The organism is Paenochrobactrum pullorum, from assembly GCF_041929845.1.
Taxonomy (GTDB): Bacteria; Pseudomonadota; Alphaproteobacteria; order Rhizobiales; family Rhizobiaceae; genus Paenochrobactrum; species Paenochrobactrum pullorum.
This window is the reverse complement of record NZ_JBHEEH010000004.1, coordinates 19471-41934: the sequence shown is the minus strand read 5'-3', so window position 1 is coordinate 41934 and position 22464 is coordinate 19471. Positions and strand designations below refer to the sequence as shown.

Sequence of the window (22464 nt, the reverse complement as noted above, 5' to 3'; positions counted from 1 at the left end):
AGATGGCACTTCACTTCGAACCGGAAGAATACGCCGCAAGACGGGATCGTCTGAAGCTTAAAATGGACGAAGAAAAGCTGGATGCGATTTTGCTGTTCGCGCAGGAAAGCATGTATTGGCTGACCGGCTATGACAGTTTCGGTTTTGGTTTTTTCCAATGTCTGATCGCTAAATCAGACGGCTCCATGGTGCTGTTGACCCGTGCCGCAGATGTACGCCAAGCGCGCCATACCTCCAATATCGACAATATCATCCAGTGGACAGATCGAGACAATGCAAATCCAGCGGTAGATTTGCGCAATCTGTTGAGCGAACTGGATCTGCTTGGCAGCCGTATCGGCATTGAATATCAAACCCATGGCCTGACCGGTTCCAATGCCCGCAAGATTGATGATCAATTGCAAAGCTTTGCCAAAATCATCGATGCCTCGTCTTTTGTCGATCAGCTGCGCTTGCTGAAAAGTCCGGCAGAAATCGGCTTTATCAAAAAAGCTGCCGAATTAAGCGATGAAGTGCTGGATAAAGCGCTGGAACTCATTCAGGCCGGAGCCAGTGAGGCCGATATACTTGCCGCCATGATCAGCGCCAATATTGCAGCCCACGGGGATTTTCCGGCTAATGATTATATTATCGGCTCAGGCAAAGACGCGCTGCTCTGCCGCTATAAAGCGGGACGACGCAAATTGAACAAAAATGACCAACTCACGATGGAATGGTCAGGTGTTTACCGTCACTACCATGCGCCAATGATGCGCACAGCGCTGACCGGAAAACCATCAAAACGCCATCTGGAGCTTTATGAGGCCGCCAGCGAAGCGCTTGCAACGGTGGAAAAATCATTAAACGCCACGTCCAGTTTCGGTGATGTGTTTGAGTCTTATGCAAAAGTAATGGAAGCGCACGATCTGACGCGTCATCGCATGAATGTCTGCGGATATTCAGTAGGCGCACGATTTGCGCCAACATGGATGGAGCCGCAAATATTCCATGCCGGAAATCCGGAGCGCATCCAGCCGGACATGACGCTTTGTGCTAATATCATCATTATGGATTCCGACAACGAAACTGCGATGACACTGGGGCAAACCTATTTGACCACCAATGCAGCGCCTCAATCACTCAGCCGTCATTCTACCGAGCTGATTGTTAAATAGACGAATATATGATTATTTATGAATGCGTGTTTCATGCGGCTTTTCATGAGTTGAGCAGCCGCATTTCAGGAGCATAAACGGACATGAATAAATATCAGTTTTGGAGTGTTCTTTTCTTTTGCGCGTTTTTGAGTGCCTGCAATAATACGCAGTCGGCGCTAGAAATTGGAAATAACAATACGGTCGCCAGTGCTCCGACAACACCTGTGAGCGCCAGTGCATTGCCAAGCCCAGCAACTGGCAACACAACAAACACCACTGGCGGTATGCCTACTGCTACCACGCCAACAAGCACGGTCACAGCTGCCCGCCCTGTGGCCGCCGCACAAAGCCTCTATATCGCACCAATCATCGGCGCACCGCTCAATGTAGTCACTCCCCTCACCCAACGCCTCAATCAAACAGCACAGGCACGAGGGCTAACTTTAACCGGCAATGAGAACAATCCGTCCGCACATGTTCTCAAAGGTTATTTTTCAGCTCTTGCCGATGCCGGACAAACCACCGTTCTTTATGTCTGGGATGTGCTTGATCCGGCCGGAAACCGTCTGCACCGAATCCAAGGCGAACAAAAAGTACAAGGTACAACTGCTGATTCCTGGGGTGCCGTGACACCAAATGCCATGGAAGCCATCGCCGATCAGACAATACAGCAATATCAAAACTGGAAAAACAGCTCTAAATTATGATAAAAATATTGCTGAAAAATCTAATTTGATGACAAAAAAGTAGAAATGGGTCATTTTTTAGGAAAATAACCCACAGAGCCTGTGGGAAACTAACATTATATCACAATATTAACAGAGTGTGACCAATCGACCCTTTGCAATTTCTACGAGTCTTTGTAAAAGGCCGCTAATCCGAGATATAGCTTCTAACCGCCGCAAGCCCTGGAATTTATCGATTTGGGAAGCTTGCAGCATTGGCATATCTGCGGTGGTGTTTGGAATCCGCGCATGAGCGTAACCGGAATGGTTCAGGTTTCACGATCGTGCGTCATCGCTTAAGAACAGCGTCAGAGGCAAAATATGAAACTTTTCGCGGGCAACTCCAATCAGGTTCTTGCCGAATCTGTTGCTAATTATCTTAACATTCCGCTCGGTAAAGCCGTTGTGAAGCGTTTTGCCGATCAGGAAATTTTTGTCGAGATTCAGGAAAATGTACGTGGTGAAGACGTTTTCGTTCTTCAGTCCACATCCTATCCGACCAATGATCACCTGATGGAATTGCTGATCATGATCGATGCTTTCCGTCGCTCATCAGCACGCCGCATCACTGCCGTGATCCCTTATTACGGTTATGCACGTCAGGACAGAAAGCCGGGCCCACGCACGCCAATTTCTGCCAAGCTCGTGGCCAACCTCATCACAGAGGCCGGTGCAAATCGCGTTCTGACCCTTGATCTTCATGCAGGTCAGATTCAGGGTTTCTTCGATATCCCGACCGACAATCTTTATGCGGTTCCGGTTATCGCCCGTGATGTTAAGGCCAATTACGAAACATCTAACTGCATGGTGGTTTCACCCGATGTAGGCGGTGTTGTTCGTGCCCGTTCATTGGCAAAACGCATCGGTGCCAATCTGGCAATCGTCGACAAGCGCCGTGAACGCGCTGGCGAATCTGAAGTGATGAACGTCATCGGTGAAGTGTCCGGCAAAGATTGCTTGCTGTTTGATGATATCGTTGATTCCGGCGGCACGCTCTGCAACGCGGCTGAAGCTCTGCTTGAAAAAGGCGCATCCAGCGTCACCGCTTACATCACCCATGGTGTTCTCTCTGGGGGTGCGGTAGCACGTATTGCTTCTTCCAAGCTAAAAGAATTGGTGATCACCGATTCCATTCAGCCATCAGCCAACATTATTGCGACGCCAAATATCCGCGTTCTCTCGATTGCACCACTGATTGGTGAAGCCATTGCGCGCACAGCTGCGGAAGAATCCGTATCCAGCCTCTTCGACTGATATTTGAAAAACGCAGACAATCACCAAGACTGTCTGCGCTTGATACCGACATATAAAAAAGCCGCCGGATTGATCAAAATCAGGCGGCTTTTTTTATGTCCTAAAAGAGTGAATACTTATTCAGCAGCTGCATTTTCCTCGGCCACATCATCCCGGGCATTCGGATCACCTGCGGCCGTCTCGCAATCAAGATCAGGAAAAGCGACAATACGTTTTCCGGTAAAATCATTACGCACAACCAGCAGCCCGCGCTCTTCAAAATAGGTCAGCAACCGACGGGCACGGCTGGTAGAGTGGCTGCCATAGGCACGCGCCAATGCTGCATCAGAGGGGCATGGCGCTTGCGTGACCGCTGCTTGCGCCACAATCAAAAACACGCCTTGCACATCATCAGTCAGGCTTTCAGACAAGGCCAAAGCCCGCTGCCATGTTTCAGTCGATGCGGTATCGCCATCAATGCTTGCCTGTGCCAAAGCCAAACGGCGGCGGAAAGCAGGCAATGCCAGCGGCTCACCCGGCACACGGTGAATGCGGCAGCGCACCAGAAAATCCTGATAAAGCACCGCAACAGAGCGAAATGAAGCTTCCGGATCTTCGATGATTTGGCGCATCACCTTGTCAATCAACTCTTCACGCTCAGCCTCGATAAGACCTGGGAAAACCGGCTCGGGAGGCTGTTCTGCTTCCGGCTTTGGTTTTGTTACTTGCGCTAAAATTTCAGCCGTGGATGGTGCCGGTGGCGGCGGTGCCGGACGGCGCACCAATGGACGTACTTCATCCGGTGACGGTGTAAATATCAAATCCATCGCATCAACCGGCGCATCGGGTAGCGGCATCAGTTTCGGGCTGGAAGATCGCGCGGATGTTTGCACGGCACCAATTTTGATCGGCAATGGACGGCGCGATAAAGCAGGCCCCAATGCAATAAAATGACCACGCTGCAAATCGCGGAACATTTCTGCCTGACGACGTTCCATGCCTAAAAGGTCAGATGCACGCGCCATATCAATATCAAGAAATGTTCGCCCCATCAAAAAGTTGGAGGCTTCTGCGGCCACGTTTTTTGCCAGTTTTGCCAAACGCTGCGTGGCGATGACACCAGCCAGCCCACGTTTACGGCCACGGCACATCAGATTGGTCATAGCGCCCAGCGACACTTTGCGCGCTTCATCGGACACTTCACCGCCTACAGCAGGCGCAAAAAGCTGCGCTTCATCGACCACGACCAGCATCGGATACCAATAATCGCGCTCGGCATCAAAAAGACCACCCAAAAAGGCAGCGGCCGCGCGCATTTGCTGCTCGGCATCCAAGCCCTCAAGATTAAGCACCACGGAAACACGATGCTGACGGATACGACCGGCAATACGAGTCAGTTCCGCTTCGGTGCGCGCTGCATCCACAACCACATGGCCATATTCATCGGCAAGGGTCACAAAATCCCCTTCCGGATCAATGATGCATTGCTGCACCCATTGCGCGCTTTGTTCTAATAGACGGCGTAGAAGATGAGATTTACCCGAGCCCGAATTGCCCTGAACCAACAAGCGGGTTGCAAGTAGCTCCTCCAGATCGAGCATGGCATTTTTGCCGCCGGCGCCAAGTGCAGCCGTCGATCCTGCATTACCCGACGCGGTTCCCCCCGATAAGGTGCCCATGTCGATGCCGACCTTCATCTCGCCTCCTAAAATCATATCAAGAAAATATCGTCGCGATGATGATCGCAGACTCAATATGCTAAAAGCATTTCCCCGTGCCTAACATTTTTGCACCACCAAATGCCAGCCTCTAACGTCGCAGACACAAAACGCCCCACAGGATGCATGATTTGCAGGTCGGATTTGCACGGATAATTACTTCAATCAGATAAAAACGACCAGCAAAACTTGCACATTTGCGCTCTATCCTTTATAGACCCCGCATCCGCGTAGACACCCTTGGAGGCAACGCGGAATGGAGCATCGTCTATCTGCAAAGTGGCAAGCCACTTACAGCAGATTTATTTGTGTTTCATGTTGTTTGTTTTCAATGAGATAACGGGCAACACTCCAATACACATTCGAAAGGAAATGCCATGAGCGAAACCAAAGTGCTCAAGGCCGAGGCGCGCACACGGGTTGGTAAGGGGTCCTCCCGCGAACTTCGCCGCAACGGTTTGATTCCAGCTGTTATTTATGGTGACAAGCAGGCTCCCCTGTCTATTGCTGTCTCTTATAAAGACGTTTACTACAGAATTCATGGCGGTGGCTTCAAAACCACAGTGACCACCATTGAACTCGACGGCAAGAAAATCCAGGTACTGCCTAAGGATTACCAGCTTGATCCAGTTCGTGACTTCCCTCAGCACGTTGACTTTCTGCGCGTTTCCGCCAAGTCAATTGTTGAAGTGAACGTACCTGTTCAGTTCATCAATGAAGAAAAAGCTCCGGGCCTGAAGCGCGGCGGCCTGCTCAACGTCGTTCGTCACGAAGTTGAACTCGTTGCACCTGCGAACGCAATTCCGGATGCAGTCGTTGTTGACCTCGAAGGTCTCGACATCGGCGCAACCATTCACATTTCATCTGTTAAACTGCCTAAGGGCGTGACCCCTGTTATTCAGGATCGCGACTTTACAGTTGCAACCATTGCTGCTCCTGGCGGCGGTGTAAAAGATGAAGCTGAAGGCGAAGCTGAAGCAGAATAATGTCTGTTGAAGCGTGTTGCGAAGGTTAGAAATCCATGCTCCTCATTGCAGGTCTTGGCAATCCCGGCCCCCGTTATGCGCAAAACCGACATAATATCGGGTTTATGGCGGTGGATGAAATATTCCGCCGCCATAGCTTTTCCAAATGGCAGAAAAAATTTCAGGCAGAAATTGCCGACGGCACCATTGATGGTGAAAAAACCCTGCTGATCAAGCCACAAACTTTCATGAACCTTTCCGGCCAGTCCATTGGCGAGGCCATGCGCTTTTACAAGCTGCAACTTGCTGACCTGGTGGTGATTTATGATGAGCTGGACTTACCGGCAGGAAAATTGCGCATCAAAACCGGCGGTGGTTCAGGCGGTCATAACGGCATCAAATCCACTGATGCGCATATGCAAGGTTTGCTGGGCTCTAAAGACTATCGCCGTATCCGTTTAGGCATCGGTCATCCGGGTGCGAAAGAACTCGTGCATAATCATGTTCTCGGTGATTTTGCCAAATCTGATCAGCAATGGCTTGATCTTCTCCTTGGCGCGATCAGCGACAATGCTGCGTTTCTTGCCAAGGGACAAGACAACTCCTTCATGAATAAAATTGCGCTGGCAATGGGTGAAGGTAATAACCGCCCCAATGCAGGCGGCAAACTCGCGGATGCAGCTCCAAAGGCTGCGCCCAAAGCACAAAGTCATATCCGGCAGGCACGCCCGACATCGGGCAGACCTAATATACCGGAATCAGGGCCAATGGCTGATATGCTGAAAAAGCTGTTTGGTAAGAAAGACTAAAACACTACTTTTTCTGGACGGGACATTGCGCGCTCTTGACCTTGCCCCCTTCCGTATCCCATAGCCATTCTAACTTAAAACTTATTGAGACAGGTATAGTCATGGGTTTCAAATGCGGCATCGTCGGACTGCCCAATGTCGGCAAATCAACACTCTTTAATGCGTTGACGCGCACCGCTGCTGCACAAGCTGCCAACTATCCGTTCTGCACTATCGAGCCGAACACTGGTGAAGTGGCTGTGCCTGATCCGCGTATGCGCGAAGTGGCGAAGATTGCCGGTTCCAAGGAAATTATACCGACCCGTATTTCCTTTGTTGATATTGCCGGTCTCGTGCGCGGTGCATCCAAAGGTGAAGGTCTGGGCAACCAGTTTCTGGCCAATATCCGTGAAGTAGACGCCATCGTACACGTGTTGCGTTGTTTTGAAGATGACGACATCACCCATGTTGAAGGCCGTATTGATCCGGTATCCGACGCGCAGACCGTTGAAACCGAATTGATGCTTTCTGATTTGGAAAGCCTCGAGCGCCGTATCGTTCAGATCCGCAAACGCGCCACCGGCAAGGACAAAGAAGCCCTCACAGTTTTGCCGATGATGGAAGAATCGCTAAAACTCCTGCAAAACGGCCAGCCGGTGCGTATGTTGCTGAAAGACATTGCCGCCGAGGATCTGGCAATCTTGCAGGGGCTCAACCTTCTGACCTCCAAGCCTGTGCTTTATGTTTGCAATGTTGCCGAAGACCAATCTTCAACCGGCAATGAACATACCAAAGCTGTCGAAGCCATGGCGGCCTCACAGGGCGCAGAAAACGTCATCATTTCTGCCGCGATTGAAGCAGAAGTTGCGCAATTGGCTGATGAAGAAGCAAAAGAATATCTGGATGCGATGGGTCTGGAAGAGCCAGGCCTCGACCGCCTGATCCGTTCCGGCTACAAGCTGCTTGATCTGATCACTTACTTTACCGCAGGCCCTAAGGAAACGCGCGCATGGACAATCCAGCGCGGCACCAAAGCACCGCAGGCAGCAGGTGTTATTCACACAGACTTCGAGCGTGGATTCATTCGCGCCCAAACCATTGCTTATAACGATTACATCACTTTGGGCGGTGAAGTTGCCGCCAAAGAAGCCGGTAAAGCACGAGATGAAGGCAAAGAATATGTCGTACAAGACGGCGATGTCTTGCTTTTCCGCTTCAATACATGATCAATTAAGGCCAGCCTCGCTGGCCTTTTTTCTTATGTGATTTATGTCGAAAGGTATCTGTTTTGAACGCAAAATCTGCTTATGAAGATTTCCATGAAGGCCGCGTTTTCAATCTCGGCCCCAAAACGGTGAGCGCCGAGGAAATCATCGCTTTTGCCAAAGAATATGATCCGCAACCTTTTCATCTGGACGAAGCGGCAGGCAAAAAAAGCATTCTGGGTGGCTTGGCAGCTTCAGGTTGGCACACATGCTCCATGCTGATGCGGATGATGTGTGATGCCTATATGCTGGAAGCCACCTCGCAAGGCGCACCAGGCGTTGAATTTACCAATTGGAAGCACCCTGTGCTGGCAGGCGACACACTAACGGGCACGACCACCGTTATCAGCGGACGTGTACTCAACTCACGTCCGGGGCTTGGCATTGTCACACTTTTGCATGAGTTGAAAAATCAGCATGGCGTCACTGTATGCGAAGTACAGCATAAGTTGATTTTGAAACAGCGTGCCGCTGCTCAAATGTGCGCTCAACAAGGAGCTGCATCATGAGTGTCATCGATGATATGCTGAACAAAGAAGTTATCCTTGGCAGCTTTACCTTCACACAAGAAAACATCATTGAATATGCGCGTCAGTTCGATCCGCAATATTTTCATGTTGATCCGGTAGCTGCCAAAGACAGCCTGTTTGGCAATTTATGTGCCTCCGGCTGGCATTCGGCTTCAGTCTGGGTAAAACTCAACATCCAATCACTGCAACGTGAAGTCGCCGAAATGATTGCGAAAGGTGAAATACCACCCGTCTTTGGCCCCTCTCCCGGCTTTACCAATCTGACATGGACAAGACCTGTTTTTGTCGGTGACACATTAACCTACACCCGCATCATCACCTCTATTCGGGCACTGGAATCCAAACCCGGCTGGTCGATGATCACCATGATTTGTGCTGCACGTGACGAGAAAAACGAAGAAATACTACGCTTCGAAAATGCAGCGATGATCAAGCTACCATAAGTCGCTTCACAAGTCTCACTATCAGATAAATAAAAAGCCCTGTCAGTTTTGACAGGGCTTTTTTTATATAAGTATTTTTGAGCAGCTTAGTCGCCTTCGAAAGCCACCAAAGTGCGCACATGCACACCCAAAGCTTCAAGCTTTTTACGGCCGCCCAGATCAGGCAGATCAATCACAAAACAGGCCGCAACAATTTCAGCGCCCATTTGCTGCAACAATTTACAAGCAGCCTCAGCCGTGCCACCAGTTGCGATCAGATCATCGACCAGAATAACCTTTTCACCCGGCTTGATGGCATCGCGATGCATTTCCATCTCGTCGATGCCATATTCAAGACTATAGGCAATCCGCACAGTTTCATAAGGCAATTTACCTTTTTTACGGATCGGTACAAAACCTGCCGACAGCTGATGCGCCATCGCACCACCCAAGATAAAACCACGCGCTTCAATACCCGCAACCTTATCGGCTTTGCCACCGGCATATGGATAAACAAGTTCATCCACAGCACGACGAAAAGCCTGTGCATTGCCCATCAGCGTGGTCACATCACGGAACTGGACACCCTGTTTTGGGTAGTCCTTGATTGTTCTGATTGCCTCTCTGAGCGTCGACTGTATTTCTTTGTCCATTGAGACAATCCTTTAATTGACATTATCCATAACAGGTCAAGCTTATAGGCTTAAGACCCTGTTATGATGCATATGCACTTCCAGCAACGGAATCGCAAACCATTGGAGCATAATAAGAGTAACCAGTGATAACAAATTGATTTAAAGCAATGCACACAAGCTTTTGATCGCCATAAAAAAGGCGCCAAAATATAAAAAAGGGCGCTGGAACAGCGCCCTTAATTTCAAAATGATCGCTTAAAAGCTTAGTCTTTTAGCTGTGCAAAAATTTGACGTTTCGCGATATAGACCAGACCTGCAAACAGAGCCAAGAATATCATAACGCGGAAACCAATTTCTTTACGCTTTACCAGATGCGGCTCTGCTGCCCACATCAAGAATGCCGACACGTCATGTGCATATTGCTGCACAGTCTGCGGGCTACCGTCATCATAAGTGACAACATCGTCACTCAAAGGACTGGCCATAGCCAATGATTTTGCCGACAAGAAATACGGATTGTAATACGTACCTTCAGGAATTTCCATCCCTGCAGGTGGCTTTGCACTATAACCTGTCAACAGTGAGTAGATGTAGTCCGGACCAGCTTCAGCATATTGTGTGAAAATGTCGAAGATAAATGTCGGGAAACCACGCTCGGCTGCACGTGCTTTGGCAATCAAAGACAGATCGGGCGGGGCTGCACCATTATTGGCTGCAGCCGCTGCCTGCACATTCGGGAAGGGGGACGGGAAATAATCTGTTGGAACGGCTTTACGTTCAAACATATCACCTTCCGCATTTGGACCATCTTCCACTTCATATTCAGCAGCAAATGCTTTCACTTGATCTTCTGAATAACCCAAATCTGACAGATTTCGGAACGGAACATATTCCAGCGAGTGACAAGCTGCACAAACTTCTTTGTACACTTTTAAACCACGCTGCAATTGACCTTTATCATAGGTTCCAAACGGCCCCGAGAAACTCCAGCTTTCTTGATGTGGCTTTAGAATCGGATAATGATCCGGTTCTGCCGGTTCGCTAACGAACTCTTCTTGAGCAAAAGTACCGCCCATTGTCAGACCGAGCGCAACCATTGGAGCAATTCCGAGGGCAGCGAAACCGGTGAGGAACTTTTTCATATTTCTAGTCCTTCATTAACTTTCGCTACACTCAACCAGGGATTTTTTCTGGCGTCAGATGCGCAGGCTTGCCTTGTTTCTTTTCCAACACTGCTTCGGTAATCGAATTCGGCAAACGCTTCGGCTTTTCGATGAGACCAAGCACTGGCATGATCACAAGGAAGAAAGCGAAATAATAGAGGGTACCGATCTGTGCCAAGGCTGTGTAGATACCTTCTGCAGGACGTGAACCCAGCCAGCCAAGGAAGACGGCGTTGAACACGAAGAGCCAGAAGAACATCTTGAACCAAGGACGGTAAACCGCTGAACGCACTTTCGAAGTATCCAGCCAAGGCAATACGAACAGCACTGCAATGGAGCCGAACATCGCCAATACGCCACCAAGCTTAGAATCGATCGGGCCGATATTGAACGTAATTGCACGCAGGATTGCATAGAACGGAAGGAAGTACCATTCAGGCACGATATGCGCCGGCGTTTTCAATGAATCCGCTGGAATATAGTTATCCGGATGGCCAAGGAAGTTCGGCATATAGAAAACGAAATATGCGAAGAACAAGAAGAAGACCAACGCACCAAATGCATCTTTGATGGTTGCATAAGGCGTAAACGGCAGCGTATCCGTTTTCGACTTCACTTCGATACCTGTCGGATTGGTCTGACCGGTCACATGCAGGGCCCAAACGTGCAGGATCACCACACCGACAATCATGAACGGCAGGAGATAATGCAGCGAGAAGAAGCGGTTCAGCGTCGGGTTATCAACCGCAAAACCACCCAGCAACAATTGCTGGATCGGTTCACCGATAATCGGGAACGCGGTGAAGAAGCCGGTGATCACTGTTGCACCCCAGAAAGACATCTGTCCCCAAGGCAAGACATAACCCATGAAAGCTGTCGCCATCATCAGCAGGAAAATGATCACGCCGAGAATCCACAACAGCTCGCGTGGTGCCTTATAGGAACCATAATAAAGGCCGCGGGCAATATGCAGATAAACAGCAACAAAAAAGAAGGATGCACCATTCGCGTGCATATAACGCAACAACCAACCGAAATTGACGTCGCGCATGATTTTTTCAACGGATTGGAAGGCAATACCGGTCGATGCAGCATAGTGCATGGCCAGAACAATACCTGTCAGCAACTGCGCAATCAGCATGAACGACAAAATGCCACCGAAAGTGTACATATAGTTCAGATTGCGCGGTGTTGGATAAGAAACAAATGAATCATAAACCAGACGCGGTAATGGCAGTCTGTCATCGAACCATTTTTCAATGCCGGTACTCGGCGTATATGTGGAGTGTCCGCCACTCATGTCTTCTCTCCCCTGAACCACTAGCCGATTTTGACGACAGTATCGGATACAAACGAAAACTGTGGCACAGCCATGTTTTCAGGTGCAGGGCCGCTGCGAATACGACCAGCAGTATCATAATGAGAACCGTGGCACGGACAGAACCAGCCGCCAAAGATACCGGCTTCACCAAGCGGCACACAGCCAAGGTGCGTACAGACACCGATCATGACCATCCAGTTTTCCTTACCCTCACCAGCAGAGCGGGCGATGTCGGTTGCCGGTGTGTCGGCTGCCAGATTGGCATTGCGTGCTAACGGATCTTTCAGGTCGGCCATACTGGTCGACTTGGCTTCTTCAATTTCTTTAGCGGTGCGGTTGCGGATAAAGACCGGCTTACCGCGCCACTTCACTGTCAGCGATGCACCTTCCTGAACGGAAGAAACATCCACCTCAATAGAAGCGGCGGCCAATGTCGATGCGTCGGGACGCATCTGATCAATAAATGGCCAAGCCAGTCCGCCGGCGCCAACTACACCGACCATCCCTGTCGCTATGTACAGAAAATCACGCCGTGTCGGCTCAGCCGTGTCGTGTGCGCTCACGTGCCAATTCCTTTCCAACCTGCATATTCAAATTAATCCTCTCCCCTTGCCCATTTTTTTGATTAAGCAAAATCAAATGAGAATCTCATTATTGCTTATAAAACGGCCGCGAAATTTACATTTCTATTTTGGTTTAGGTGCAGAGTAAAAGCTTGTCCAGTCAGTATGCAATCATGACGGCACGATGTCGCAGGTAAAACCATGGGTTGTTTTATCCGTTCTATATGCCGAAGCCACTTTACTGCTCAGGCTGAATGCCACCTAAAAAACCACCGGACTGACGCGCCCAAAGGCCCGCATAGATGCCGCCCAGTGCCAATAATTGCTGATGTGTTCCCTCTTCCACAATCCGCCCTTTATCCATCACCACCAGTCTGTCCAGCTGTGCAATGGTCGACAAGCGATGCGCGATAGCAATAACAGTTTTGCCTTGCATCAGCTGCATCAGATTCTCCTGAATGGAAGCCTCCACTTCCGAATCCAGTGCTGATGTTGCCTCATCCAAAATCAGGATCGGCGCTTGTTTTAAAATTGCACGCGCAATTGCAATGCGCTGGCGCTGACCGCCCGAAAGTTTAACACCGCGCTCGCCCACAAAGGCATCAAAGGCTCTACGCCCCTGAAAATCTTCCAGCGCTTCAATAAAGCGGTCGGCTTCAGCCTGACGTGTCGCCTTCAGCAAATCCGCTTCCGAGGCATCATTGCGTGCCAGCATGATATTATCACGCAGTGATCGATGAAGCAGTGCTGTTTCCTGGCTCACAACCGCAAAGGCCTGGCGCAACGAGCTTTGCGTCACATCCCGTACATTCTGCCCATCAACCAGAATCGCACCTTTTTCGACATCATAAAGGCGCAACAGCAAATTGATCAGCGTGGTTTTACCAGCGCCCGAATGGCCGACCAATCCGACACGCTCACCACCTTCAATCGTCAAATTGATCCGGTCAAGCACGCCGGCATCTTTGCCATAATGAAACGTGACATCGCGGATTTCAATTTTGGCTTTGGTAATCTCTAATGGTTTGGCATTGCTGCGATCTTGAAGCCCGAGCGGCTCGGACACCAGACGCATTGAATTTTCAATCAGCCCAAGCTGGCGCAACATACCATTAAGCTGCATCATCAAACGCCCGAGCAGCATATTAAGACGCAAAACAAGGCCAAGGGTAAAAGCCACTTCACCGACGCTGATGAGATTTTTCGTCCATAAATCGACGGCAATAGCCGCAACAGTCACAATCATCAGCCCCGACAGAGCAGTAAGCAGAATACGCACACTGGAAAGCGCACGCATAAACGGCCAGATCGATTCAAGATACCGCTCAAAGCCATTTTTTAAATAACGTTCGTCATCATCAATCGTATTGAGCTTGATGGTTTGAATGTTGGAATAACTATCAACAATGCGACCATTGATCATTGAACCGGCCTCAGCCGAGGCTTCCGCATATTTGCGCACCCGCGGCAGATAGGTGCGGGCGATAATACCAAAAGCCACAATCCAGATGATAACGGCTGCGGCCAAACGCCAATCCAGCCGTCCGACCAGAAACAGGGTGGTAGCGCTATAAATCGCCATAAACCAGACCACCTGAATGAAACTTTCAATCAGATCGCCTGCTGCCTGCCCCGCTTGCCAAACCTTGGTGGCAATGCGTCCAGCGAAATCATTTTGGAAAAACGCATAAGACTGACGCAGCACATAAGAATTCGCCTGCCAGCGGATCATATTATAAAAGCCGGGAGACATGGTCTGTCCTTCCAGCATTGTATTGATCGCTGTCACCAGCAACCGAATCAACACCACAGTGACAAGCATGAATAAAATTTCAGTACCGGCCATGTGCCAAAGTGCTGTCCAGCTGCGCTCGCCGCCCGCTTGTCCGGCTTGGTCGAGAATATCAACCAGACGTCCGGTAAAATAGAAAAGCCCCGCTTCCACAAGCGGTAAAAGCCCGCCAAAAACTAATGAAACAAGAAGCGGCCCTTTGGCCTGCACCGCATAATGCCATAAAAATGCAAGTGTTGTGGATGGCGGGCGCAACTGATCCGGCTCGCGGAACGGGTCCACCCAACGCTCAAACCAACGATACACTGCATTCATCAAATATCTGTTCCCTCGTTCTTTTTATGGCTCACATCCAAGCATAGTGAAATTATAAGTAAAACCATTTCTTTTAAAATCACTGTTTTCAAAGAAAAAGGCACTTAAGATTTCCTCTCAAATGCCTTTTTCTTTTATGCGTCGAATCCTAAGAAGCCGCCCGATTGTCGCGCCCAAAGACTGGCATAAATACCGCCTTTGGCAATCAGTTCTTCATGGGTACCATCTTCAACAATGCGCCCCTGATCCATTACGATCAAACGATCAAGTTCGGCAATCGTTGACAAACGGTGTGCAATGGCAATCACGGTTTTGCCTTCCATCAGTGTGTAAAGACTATCCTGGATGGCAGCCTCCACCTCGGAATCAAGTGCCGATGTTGCTTCGTCCAAAATCAGAATCGGTGCATCTTTCAACATCACACGGGCAATGGCGATACGCTGACGTTGACCACCGGAAAGCTTTACGCCGCGTTCACCCACATGCGCATCCAGTCCTCTGCGGCCTTCCGCATCACTTAAATTCGGAATGAACTGATCGGCCTGTGCCTTAATCAAAACGTCACGTAAAGCTTGCTCACCCGCATCAGGACGACCGTAAAGAATATTGTCGCGTACCGAGCGATGTAAAAGTGATGTGTCCTGCGTCACCATACCAATATTGCCACGCAAACTATCCTGATTGACCAGTACAATATCTTGACCATCGATCAGAATGCGTCCGCTTTCCAGATCATAAAAGCGCAATAACAAATTGACCAGAGTCGACTTACCGGCACCTGAACGTCCAACCAAGCCGACCTTTTCACCGGCACGGATTTTAAGCGACAGATCTTGAATAATACCGGAGCCTTTGCCGTAATGGAAGCCGATTTTATCAAATTCCAGCGCACCGGATTTGACAACGATTTGCGGCGCATTGGGTACATCCACCACATCATGCGGAAGGGCAAGAGTTGAAATACCATCCTGAACCGTACCGATATTTTCAAATAATGCGGTCATTTCCCACATGATCCATTGCGCCATACCATTGAGGCGCAGCACCAGACCAATACCAACAGCGACAGCTCCAACACTGACCAAAGCGCCAAGCCACAACCAAATACCGATAGCACCGACAGCCAGCAGTAGCAGACAATTGCTCAAATAAAGCAGGAACTGTAACACGGTGATCAGGCGCATCTGTTTGTTGACGGTCACCTGAAATGCATCAAGGCTTTCACGCACATAACTTTCTTCGCGGCTGGAATGCGAAAAAAGTTTAACGGTTGCAATATTGGTGTAACTGTCAACAATCCGACCGGTCATCAATGAGCGCGCATCTGCCTGACTTTGCGAAATCGCCCGTAAACGCGGAATGAAATAATAAAGCAGCAGAATATAAACGCCGAGCCAGACGGCAAACGGCATCATCATGCGCCAATCTGCAGAAGCTGCAATAATCAGTGTGCCGGTGAAGTAGATGATGACATAATTGAGCACATCCAGCAATTTCATCACCGATTCACGCACCGCCAAAGCTGTTTGCATCAGCTTGGTAGAGATACGTCCGGCAAATTCATCCTGAAAGAATGTCATCGATTGGCGGATCAGATAACGATGCATCATCCAGCGGATACGCATCGGGAAATTACCGATCAACGCCTGATGGAACAATAGCGAATGCACCAGCACGACAGCCGGCAAGGCCACCATGACAACACCGGCAATCAGGCCTAAACGCCAGCCCTCATTGCTTAAAAAGGTCTCACGTGACTGCTCGGAGAGCCAGTCGACGATATGACCGAGAAACGCAAAAAGCGACACTTCGATGATCGCCAGCAATGCAGTGAAAAAGGCCATCAGTAACAGCCACGGCCATGCGCCTCTTGAATAAAAGAGACAAAATGCGATCAGACCGCGCGGCGGTTGCAACGCCAAGCCGTCGAACGTATCGGGATAAGGATTGAGTCTATTTTCGAACCATTTAAACATGGTGTTTCCTACAATAAATAGAAATTTATTCCAAGTAAAATAAAGAACAAAGCACGAATATTTACTGCATGCTTGCATTAAACGGCGGACAATATCAGAATGTGAATTGCCTCATCTTCAAATTTGCGATACCCGCGTGACATGAATTTACGTATTGCACTTTACCAGCCAGATATCCCGGGCAATACAGGCACCATACTGCGGATGGCCGCATGCTTTGGCCTTGTCGTTGATGTGATTGAGCCTGCTGGTTTCGACCTCTCCGACCGCTCGCTGAAGCGCTCCGGTATGGATTATCTGGCCAAAGTGACATTGAAGCGTCATCTCGACTGGGCGCATTTTGAAGACTGGCGGAAAGCTGAAAACAAGCGCACCATCCTGCTCTCGACCAAAGCTGCCACCGCCTATACGGATTTTCAATTTCAGGCCAATGACATTCTGCTTTTCGGTCGTGAATCCTCCGGCGTACCGGACGATGTGCATGAAAGTGCTGATGCGCAGCTGACCATCCCGATGTATGGCGACGCACGTTCATTGAATTTAGCTTTGTCCGTCGCTATGACCACTGGTGAAGCCATGCGACAATTGAAATTATAGTTTCAACCCTCCCCTCCCAAAGAATGAGAAAAACATGAAAACCACCCTCAAAACCTCCATCGCACTTGGTGCTTTGCTGGCGGGCGCAAGCTTTGCTCAAGCAGAAGAAAAGATTGAACCGAAAGTGATGATCATCACCATGTTCGGTCAGGAAGCCAAGCCTTGGCTCGATGGTGAAAAATTCACCAAGCATATCGCCCTGCCGGGCTTGAGCGCGGAATATCCGAATGTGGATTGCACCGACGAAGGCCTGTGCCACGTCACCACATCGATGGGTCTGGCCAATGCTGCCAGCACCATTTCCGCTGTCACATTGAGCGACAAATTTGACCTGACCAAAACCTACTTCCTGATCGCGGGTATTGCGGGCGTTGATCCGGAACAAGGCACACTTGGTTCGGCACTATGGGCAAAATATTCGGTCAATTCCGGCCTCAATCACCGTATTGATCTGCGTGAAGCGCCTGAAGTGTGGTCAACCGACAGCTTCCCGCTTGGCGCCAATTCACCGGAAGAAAAAGCCAAATGGTCGGCTGGTTCTGAAGTCTATGCACTCAACCCTGCTTTAGCCGATTATGCCTTTGAAACCACCAAAAATGTCGAGTTGGCCGACGGTGACGGTGCAAAAGAATATCGCAAACATTACACCCAGCAAGCAGCGCTTGGCACACCGCATGTCGGCCAGTGCGACACGCTTTCCAGCGACACCTACTGGCATGGTACCAAGCTTGCTGAAGCTATGGCGAAATGGGTCAGCCTCTTCACCGATGGCAAAGCCAATTACTGCACCTCGCAGATGGAAGATAACGCAACCCTGACCGCTTTGAAGCGCGGCGCTGATGCCAAACGTCTCGATTTCGACCGCATTGCTTTGCTGCGCACCGCTTCAAACTTTGACCGTCAGGGACAAGACCAAACCCCGCTTGAATCACTTAAAGACAATTCCGGCGGTTTTGCGCTTGCCACCACCAATGCTTACCGCGTTGGCAAGACCTATGCCTCATCCATCATGAAGGATTGGGACAAGTGGGCAGAAGCTCCGCAGGTTAAAGCGGCTGAGTAATCGCTTCCCAATAGAAAATGCCGGTGTAAAATTTGCACCGGCATTTTTTTTAAAACTGATCTATCAGATATCAATCCGCAGTTGGTAAACGGCGGATGGTAAACTGGATGACATCATCCGGCATCTCGCACCAACTTTCAATTTCCGTCCAATAAGCGGATTTTGGAAAAGCTTTGAACCATTCCTGTGCTTTTTCACGCGCCTCCGCACGGGGCAAAGCGAAGGTCTGGCGCACAAAACCGTCTTTCGGCATCCGCTTGGGCTGACCGCGATTCTCGCGCAATTGCCGCCTTAAACCATGAAGTGGCGGACGGGCTGGAATATTTTTCATATACGCACCTCCCCCCAAATTTGGGTAGCAATTTCAGGTAGAATAAGGCGGCTCGTGAAAAATAACGAGTCTTTTCTTGGGGAGCATGGGTCAGCCGGTCCTTAACTTTAAGGATTTCATTGGCCATAGAACCATAATTTGCTAAGAAATTGATGAAGATAAAGCATTTCCAGCAGAAGTGGATACCGGTTTGCGTTGGATAATGCGTAATAACAAAAGACAAGAGTGGTTCTGTGATTTCGTTTTAACCGGAACCGCTCTAAAGATTAAATTGAATTATTTTTCAATATCACGCGTTCCTTGAAGGAAAATACATGCAAAGCTCCCATGATCCTGCAAACCTTCCCTTGGATCTCGAAGAAAAAAAACGTTTGGCACATGAATGGTTCAGTGAACTGCGTGACCGGATTTGTGTAAGCTATGAACAGCTTGAAGATGAGCTGACAGGCCCGCTATCCGACCGTGAGCCGGGGCGTTTTGTGCGCACCCCTTGGCAAAAAGATGAAGGTCGCGGCGGTGGCGGCATCATGTCGATTATGCATGGCCGTGTTTTTGAAAAAGTGGGCGTGCATGTGTCGGAAGTTTACGGCGAGTTTTCACCGGAATTTCGCGCACAAATTCCCGGCGCTGAAGAAGATCCGCGTTATTGGGCAAGCGGAATTTCGCTGATAGCGCATCCGCAAAACCCGCATGTGCCAACCGTACACATGAACACCCGCATGATCGTCACCACCAAGACATGGTTTGGCGGTGGTGCTGACTTGACGCCAATGCTGAATAATCGCCGCACACAGGAAGATCCTGACACGCAAGCTTTCCATAAAGCGTTCAAGTTCATCTGCGACAAGCACAGTGCGACGGTGGATTACGACCATTATAAACAATGGTGTGATGATTATTTCTTTCTTCCGCATCGCAATGAACATCGCGGCATTGGCGGTATTTTCTACGACAAGCTGCAATCACCGGAAGAGTTGGGCGGCTGGCAGGCCGATTTCAACTTCACCCGTGATGTGGGACGTGGTTTCTCGGTTGTCTACCCGCATATTGTACGCCAGAATTTTAACAAAGACTGGTCGGTCGAAGAGCGTGATGAACAGTTGATCCGCCGCGGTCGCTATGTTGAGTTCAACCTGCTTTATGATCGCGGCACCACATTCGGCTTAAAAACCGGCGGCAATGTCGACTCAATCCTGTCGTCGATGCCACCAGCGGTGAAGTGGCCGTAAGCAGTTATATCAAAAAAGCCGGACTGCACTATGCAATCCGGCTTTTTTTAATATTTACAAATGGGTCAGCAGCTTTTCACGGCTTTCCTGAAAACCGGAATCAACCCAAAGCTTTTCCAAGCTTTTAAGAGCTGCCCCCAGTTGCGGGCCTTTTTCAAAGCCACGTTCCAACAAATCGCTACCCGTCACCGGAAAGACCGGCAGTTCAAAATTCTGGGCGATTTCCAACAAACGTGCATAACTCCCGGCTTTAATCATCGCCTCGTCACTATTCACCGCTTCAAAACGCGCACGCGCATAAGCCAGATGAATATGATCAGTCACTGCTTGGCGGCTGCTATGATAAAGTAATTTGCGCAATTGCATGTCAGTCATTTCCGGTTTGATTGGCTCAAGCCGCGCCCATGCTTCCAAACGCGCACGCTCGGCGTTGGACATTTTCATGCGGCTCCCCAATTCACTCATGCGCGCAGCATCGGGCGGCACCAGGCTCTCCAAGCGCAGCAAGGCATCCACCTGCCAACCTAAGTCTTTTTCTGCCTGCACCAAACCATGCACGGCATCAATGCCCCATTTTTCACTTTCCGGCAAAATCAGCGACAACACACCAGCCTGTCGCATCCATAATAAAGCGCGTGACGGGTCTTGTGCCGATAGGAGTTTTTTCAATTCTGCCCAAATGCGCTCAGCAGACAATTGATGAATGCCGTCTTTCAAACGCGCTGCCGCCTTCAAACCATCCGTGTCGGGGCGCCCTGCACCATACCAAGCAAAGAAGCGGAAAAACCGCATAATACGCAAATAGTCTTCACGGATACGCTCTTGCGGCTCGCCGATAAAACGCAGAACCCGTTTTTCAATATCGGCAATTCCGCCAACATGATCAATCACATCACCTTCAGCGGTCACGTAAAGTGCATTGATGGTAAAGTCGCGGCGCAGCGCATCCACTTTCCAATCCTTACCAAACACCACTGTGGCATGACGACCATCGGTTTCAATATCAGCACGCAGGCTTGTGACCTCAAAAGCAGAGCCATTGATCACCACAGTCACAGTGCCATGCTCAATACCGGTCGGGATCGTTTTATAGCCGGCAGCGATTGCTTGGCTCGTCACCTCTTGCGGGTTCCAGCTGGTTGCAATATCAATATCACCAACCGAAACTCCAAGCAGACTATTGCGCACCGCACCACCCACCACGCGTGCTTCCTCACCATCATGATTAAGCAATGCAAACAGGCTTTGTAGATCAGCGTTTTCGAGCCACTCAGCCCTGTTTAAATTTGTTTGGGCTATAGGTGTAGGTTCGCTCAACGGTAAAGCCTTTCATAAATGCCGCGAATAATTCCGGCAGTAATGCCCCATATAAATCTCTTCCGATAGGGCATTGTATAATAAAATCTTTCACGCCCGTTCATCATCCGGCTTTCCTTGTTATGGTTGGCAGGATTCATCAAAAAAGCCAGCGGCACTTCAAATATATCCACCACCTCATCAGGATTGGCCTGCAAAGGCGCATCGGGATCAATAATCGCCAAAACCGGCGTGATAGAAAAACCGCTGCCGGATAAATAACGCGGCATCTGAGTCAGTGTTTCGGCAAAATGCGGTTTTAAACCGATTTCCTCATCCGCCTCACGCAAGGCGGCAGCCATGATGCTCGGATCTTCCTTGTCCACCGTGCCACCCGGAAAGGCGATTTGGCCGGAATGACTGCGTAATGCTGCGTTGCGTAATGTGAGAATGACATTGGTGTGGTCGCCTCTGTCCACCACCGGAACCAACACTGCCGCATCGCGCAATTTTAACCCCGTCATAGTGGCCGCGATATCAGGGTTGAGCACGTGATCACCTGACGGCCTTTCGTTTTCCGCTAAAAATCCACGCGCCCGCTCGGCAAATCCGGCTGCACTAAAATCAGGTAATTTAAATTCTTGTTTTTCGCTCAAATCATTCATACACAAACATTCAATCCGTTTATAATTCTGCAGACAATCGCTCAAGATCACGCATCGCCATCACGGCGAAAACCTGCCCCTTGGAACGGATGACAAACATTGCCTCGCCGTCCACATCCGCCTCTTCGCCCAAAGCCAACAAATCATAGGTCAAAGCACGGGTCAGGCGCGCTTCCAACCTTCCGCGCACATTAATATAGGGTTTCACACCACCGGTTACAGCATCAATTTCAAAACGAAGCGGATGATGTGCATCTGCCTCAACATAATCATCCAAATGGGTGCGAAAACGCAAAAGCTGATCTGGCGAAACGCTCATTTCAACAGCGATAAAATGCGCATCCTCAACCCTGATGCCAACTTTTTCCACCGGCGTGACCAGATAAGTTTTACCATCCGCATCTTTACGCAAAATACTGGCAAAAAGCTTCACCATTTCTTTGCGTGTGATGGGCGAGCCCTCATGGATCCAACTGCCATCGGCGCGAATCTCCATGTCTATATCGCCGCAAAAATCGGGCGCCCATTGCTCCACTGGTGGCAAATCTTTTGTTTTTTTTGTCTGCGCGCCGGCATTTTGCAAGATTGCCGCCATTTCAGCGATATTTTTACCGCTAAAATCCGGCCTTTTCGGGGACACTGTCTGCGGGGGGCTGCTTTTTACCATCCGACTCGGCTAATCCTGTTCTAATCTGCGGGCATGTCATGAAATGGTCACCGTTTCACGGCTTGCTCA

The 22464-nt window shown here is 49.7% G+C and carries 22 protein-coding genes; 11 read left to right on the top strand and 11 right to left on the bottom strand.

Features of this window, described 5'->3' with window-relative positions; all coding sequences use genetic code 11:
* Window positions 1-2: 2 nt before the first annotated feature.
* The 3 genes from JNC77_RS08840 (at window position 3) to JNC77_RS08830 (ending at window position 3115) form a co-directional block, all read left to right on the top strand.
* Window positions 3-1154: a M24 family metallopeptidase gene (locus JNC77_RS08840; protein ID WP_374831584.1), complete on the top strand. Its 1152-nt coding sequence runs from the start codon at window positions 3-5 to the stop codon at window positions 1152-1154.
* An 83-nt stretch (window positions 1155-1237) separates the two neighbouring features.
* Window positions 1238-1843, top strand: coding sequence for a hypothetical protein (locus tag JNC77_RS08835; protein ID WP_374831582.1), 606 nt, complete (start codon window positions 1238-1240; stop codon window positions 1841-1843).
* A gap of 339 nt (window positions 1844-2182) precedes the next feature.
* Window positions 2183-3115 carry a ribose-phosphate pyrophosphokinase gene (locus JNC77_RS08830; protein WP_374831580.1) on the top strand — a complete coding sequence of 311 codons (933 nt, stop codon included), beginning with the start codon at window positions 2183-2185 and terminating at the stop codon, window positions 3113-3115.
* 116 nt (window positions 3116-3231) lie between these two features.
* Here the strand turns inward: JNC77_RS08830 and JNC77_RS08825 are convergent, their stop codons facing one another.
* Window positions 3232-4791, bottom strand: a complete 1560-nt coding sequence (locus JNC77_RS08825; RefSeq protein WP_374831578.1) for a helicase HerA domain-containing protein — start codon at window positions 4789-4791, stop codon at window positions 3232-3234.
* A 398-nt stretch (window positions 4792-5189) separates the two neighbouring features.
* On the opposite strand from JNC77_RS08825, the gene JNC77_RS08820 reads away from it, so the two are divergent.
* From JNC77_RS08820 to JNC77_RS08800, 5 genes are all read left to right on the top strand, one after another.
* A complete protein-coding gene (locus JNC77_RS08820; protein ID WP_374831576.1) occupies window positions 5190-5798 on the top strand; it encodes a 50S ribosomal protein L25/general stress protein Ctc in 609 nt (202 codons plus the stop codon).
* Between the two features lie 35 nt (window positions 5799-5833).
* Window positions 5834-6586, top strand: coding sequence for an aminoacyl-tRNA hydrolase (pth, locus tag JNC77_RS08815; RefSeq protein WP_374831574.1), 753 nt, complete (start codon window positions 5834-5836; stop codon window positions 6584-6586).
* 101 nt (window positions 6587-6687) lie between these two features.
* Window positions 6688-7791: a redox-regulated ATPase YchF gene (ychF, locus tag JNC77_RS08810; protein ID WP_374831572.1), complete on the top strand. Its 1104-nt coding sequence runs from the start codon at window positions 6688-6690 to the stop codon at window positions 7789-7791.
* A gap of 62 nt (window positions 7792-7853) precedes the next feature.
* Window positions 7854-8339, top strand: a complete 486-nt coding sequence (locus JNC77_RS08805) for a MaoC family dehydratase (RefSeq protein ID WP_374831570.1) — start codon at window positions 7854-7856, stop codon at window positions 8337-8339.
* Window positions 8336-8803, top strand: coding sequence for a MaoC family dehydratase (locus tag JNC77_RS08800; protein WP_374831568.1), 468 nt, complete (start codon window positions 8336-8338; stop codon window positions 8801-8803). The genes JNC77_RS08805 and JNC77_RS08800 overlap by 4 nt, the downstream gene beginning before the upstream one ends.
* A gap of 86 nt (window positions 8804-8889) precedes the next feature.
* Here JNC77_RS08800 and JNC77_RS08795 read toward each other — a convergent pair whose 3' ends face one another.
* The 6 genes from JNC77_RS08795 to JNC77_RS08770 all read right to left on the bottom strand — a co-directional run bounded on the left by JNC77_RS08795 (window position 8890) and on the right by JNC77_RS08770 (window position 16547).
* Window positions 8890-9435, bottom strand: a complete 546-nt coding sequence (locus JNC77_RS08795) for an adenine phosphoribosyltransferase (RefSeq protein ID WP_374831566.1) — start codon at window positions 9433-9435, stop codon at window positions 8890-8892.
* Window positions 9436-9680: 245 nt separating this feature from the next.
* Complete coding sequence (locus JNC77_RS08790; protein WP_374831564.1) at window positions 9681-10559, bottom strand: cytochrome c1; 879 nt, start codon at window positions 10557-10559, stop codon at window positions 9681-9683.
* 31 nt (window positions 10560-10590) lie between these two features.
* Complete coding sequence (locus JNC77_RS08785) at window positions 10591-11880, bottom strand: cytochrome b (protein WP_374831562.1); 1290 nt, start codon at window positions 11878-11880, stop codon at window positions 10591-10593.
* Window positions 11881-11900: 20 nt separating this feature from the next.
* Window positions 11901-12464 carry a ubiquinol-cytochrome c reductase iron-sulfur subunit gene (gene petA / locus JNC77_RS08780; protein ID WP_374831560.1) on the bottom strand — a complete coding sequence of 188 codons (564 nt, stop codon included), beginning with the start codon at window positions 12462-12464 and terminating at the stop codon, window positions 11901-11903.
* 238 nt (window positions 12465-12702) lie between these two features.
* A complete protein-coding gene (locus JNC77_RS08775; protein WP_374831558.1) occupies window positions 12703-14571 on the bottom strand; it encodes an ABC transporter ATP-binding protein in 1869 nt (622 codons plus the stop codon).
* A gap of 134 nt (window positions 14572-14705) precedes the next feature.
* Window positions 14706-16547, bottom strand: a complete 1842-nt coding sequence (locus JNC77_RS08770) for an ABC transporter ATP-binding protein (protein ID WP_374831556.1) — start codon at window positions 16545-16547, stop codon at window positions 14706-14708.
* 141 nt (window positions 16548-16688) lie between these two features.
* Here JNC77_RS08770 and JNC77_RS08765 point away from each other — a divergent pair, with 141 nt between their 5' ends.
* Complete coding sequence (locus tag JNC77_RS08765; RefSeq protein ID WP_374831554.1) at window positions 16689-17144, top strand: tRNA (cytidine(34)-2'-O)-methyltransferase; 456 nt, start codon at window positions 16689-16691, stop codon at window positions 17142-17144.
* A 34-nt stretch (window positions 17145-17178) separates the two neighbouring features.
* Entirely contained in the window at window positions 17179-18207 is a 1029-nt protein-coding gene (locus JNC77_RS08760; protein ID WP_374831552.1) for a purine-nucleoside phosphorylase, read from the top strand.
* Between the two features lie 70 nt (window positions 18208-18277).
* Here JNC77_RS08760 and JNC77_RS08755 read toward each other — a convergent pair whose 3' ends face one another.
* Window positions 18278-18538 (bottom strand): hypothetical protein, encoded by a 261-nt coding sequence (locus JNC77_RS08755; RefSeq protein WP_343803463.1) that lies wholly within the window; start codon window positions 18536-18538, stop codon window positions 18278-18280.
* 314 nt (window positions 18539-18852) lie between these two features.
* Here JNC77_RS08755 and hemF point away from each other — a divergent pair, with 314 nt between their 5' ends.
* A complete protein-coding gene (hemF, locus tag JNC77_RS08750; protein ID WP_374831550.1) occupies window positions 18853-19767 on the top strand; it encodes an oxygen-dependent coproporphyrinogen oxidase in 915 nt (304 codons plus the stop codon).
* A 54-nt stretch (window positions 19768-19821) separates the two neighbouring features.
* On the opposite strand, the gene JNC77_RS08745 is transcribed toward hemF, so the two are convergent.
* The 3 genes from JNC77_RS08745 to JNC77_RS08735 are packed head-to-tail and all read right to left on the bottom strand — an operon-like array spanning window position 19822 to window position 22395.
* The gene (locus JNC77_RS08745) at window positions 19822-21066 is read right to left on the bottom strand and encodes a CCA tRNA nucleotidyltransferase (RefSeq protein WP_374831851.1); all 1245 of its coding nucleotides are present in this window, start codon (window positions 21064-21066) and stop codon (window positions 19822-19824) included.
* Between the two features lie 14 nt (window positions 21067-21080).
* Window positions 21081-21728 (bottom strand): CoA pyrophosphatase, encoded by a 648-nt coding sequence (locus JNC77_RS08740; RefSeq protein ID WP_374831548.1) that lies wholly within the window; start codon window positions 21726-21728, stop codon window positions 21081-21083.
* A gap of 19 nt (window positions 21729-21747) precedes the next feature.
* The gene (locus tag JNC77_RS08735) at window positions 21748-22395 is read right to left on the bottom strand and encodes a DUF1285 domain-containing protein (RefSeq protein ID WP_374831546.1); all 648 of its coding nucleotides are present in this window, start codon (window positions 22393-22395) and stop codon (window positions 21748-21750) included.
* Window positions 22396-22464: the final 69 nt, after the last annotated feature.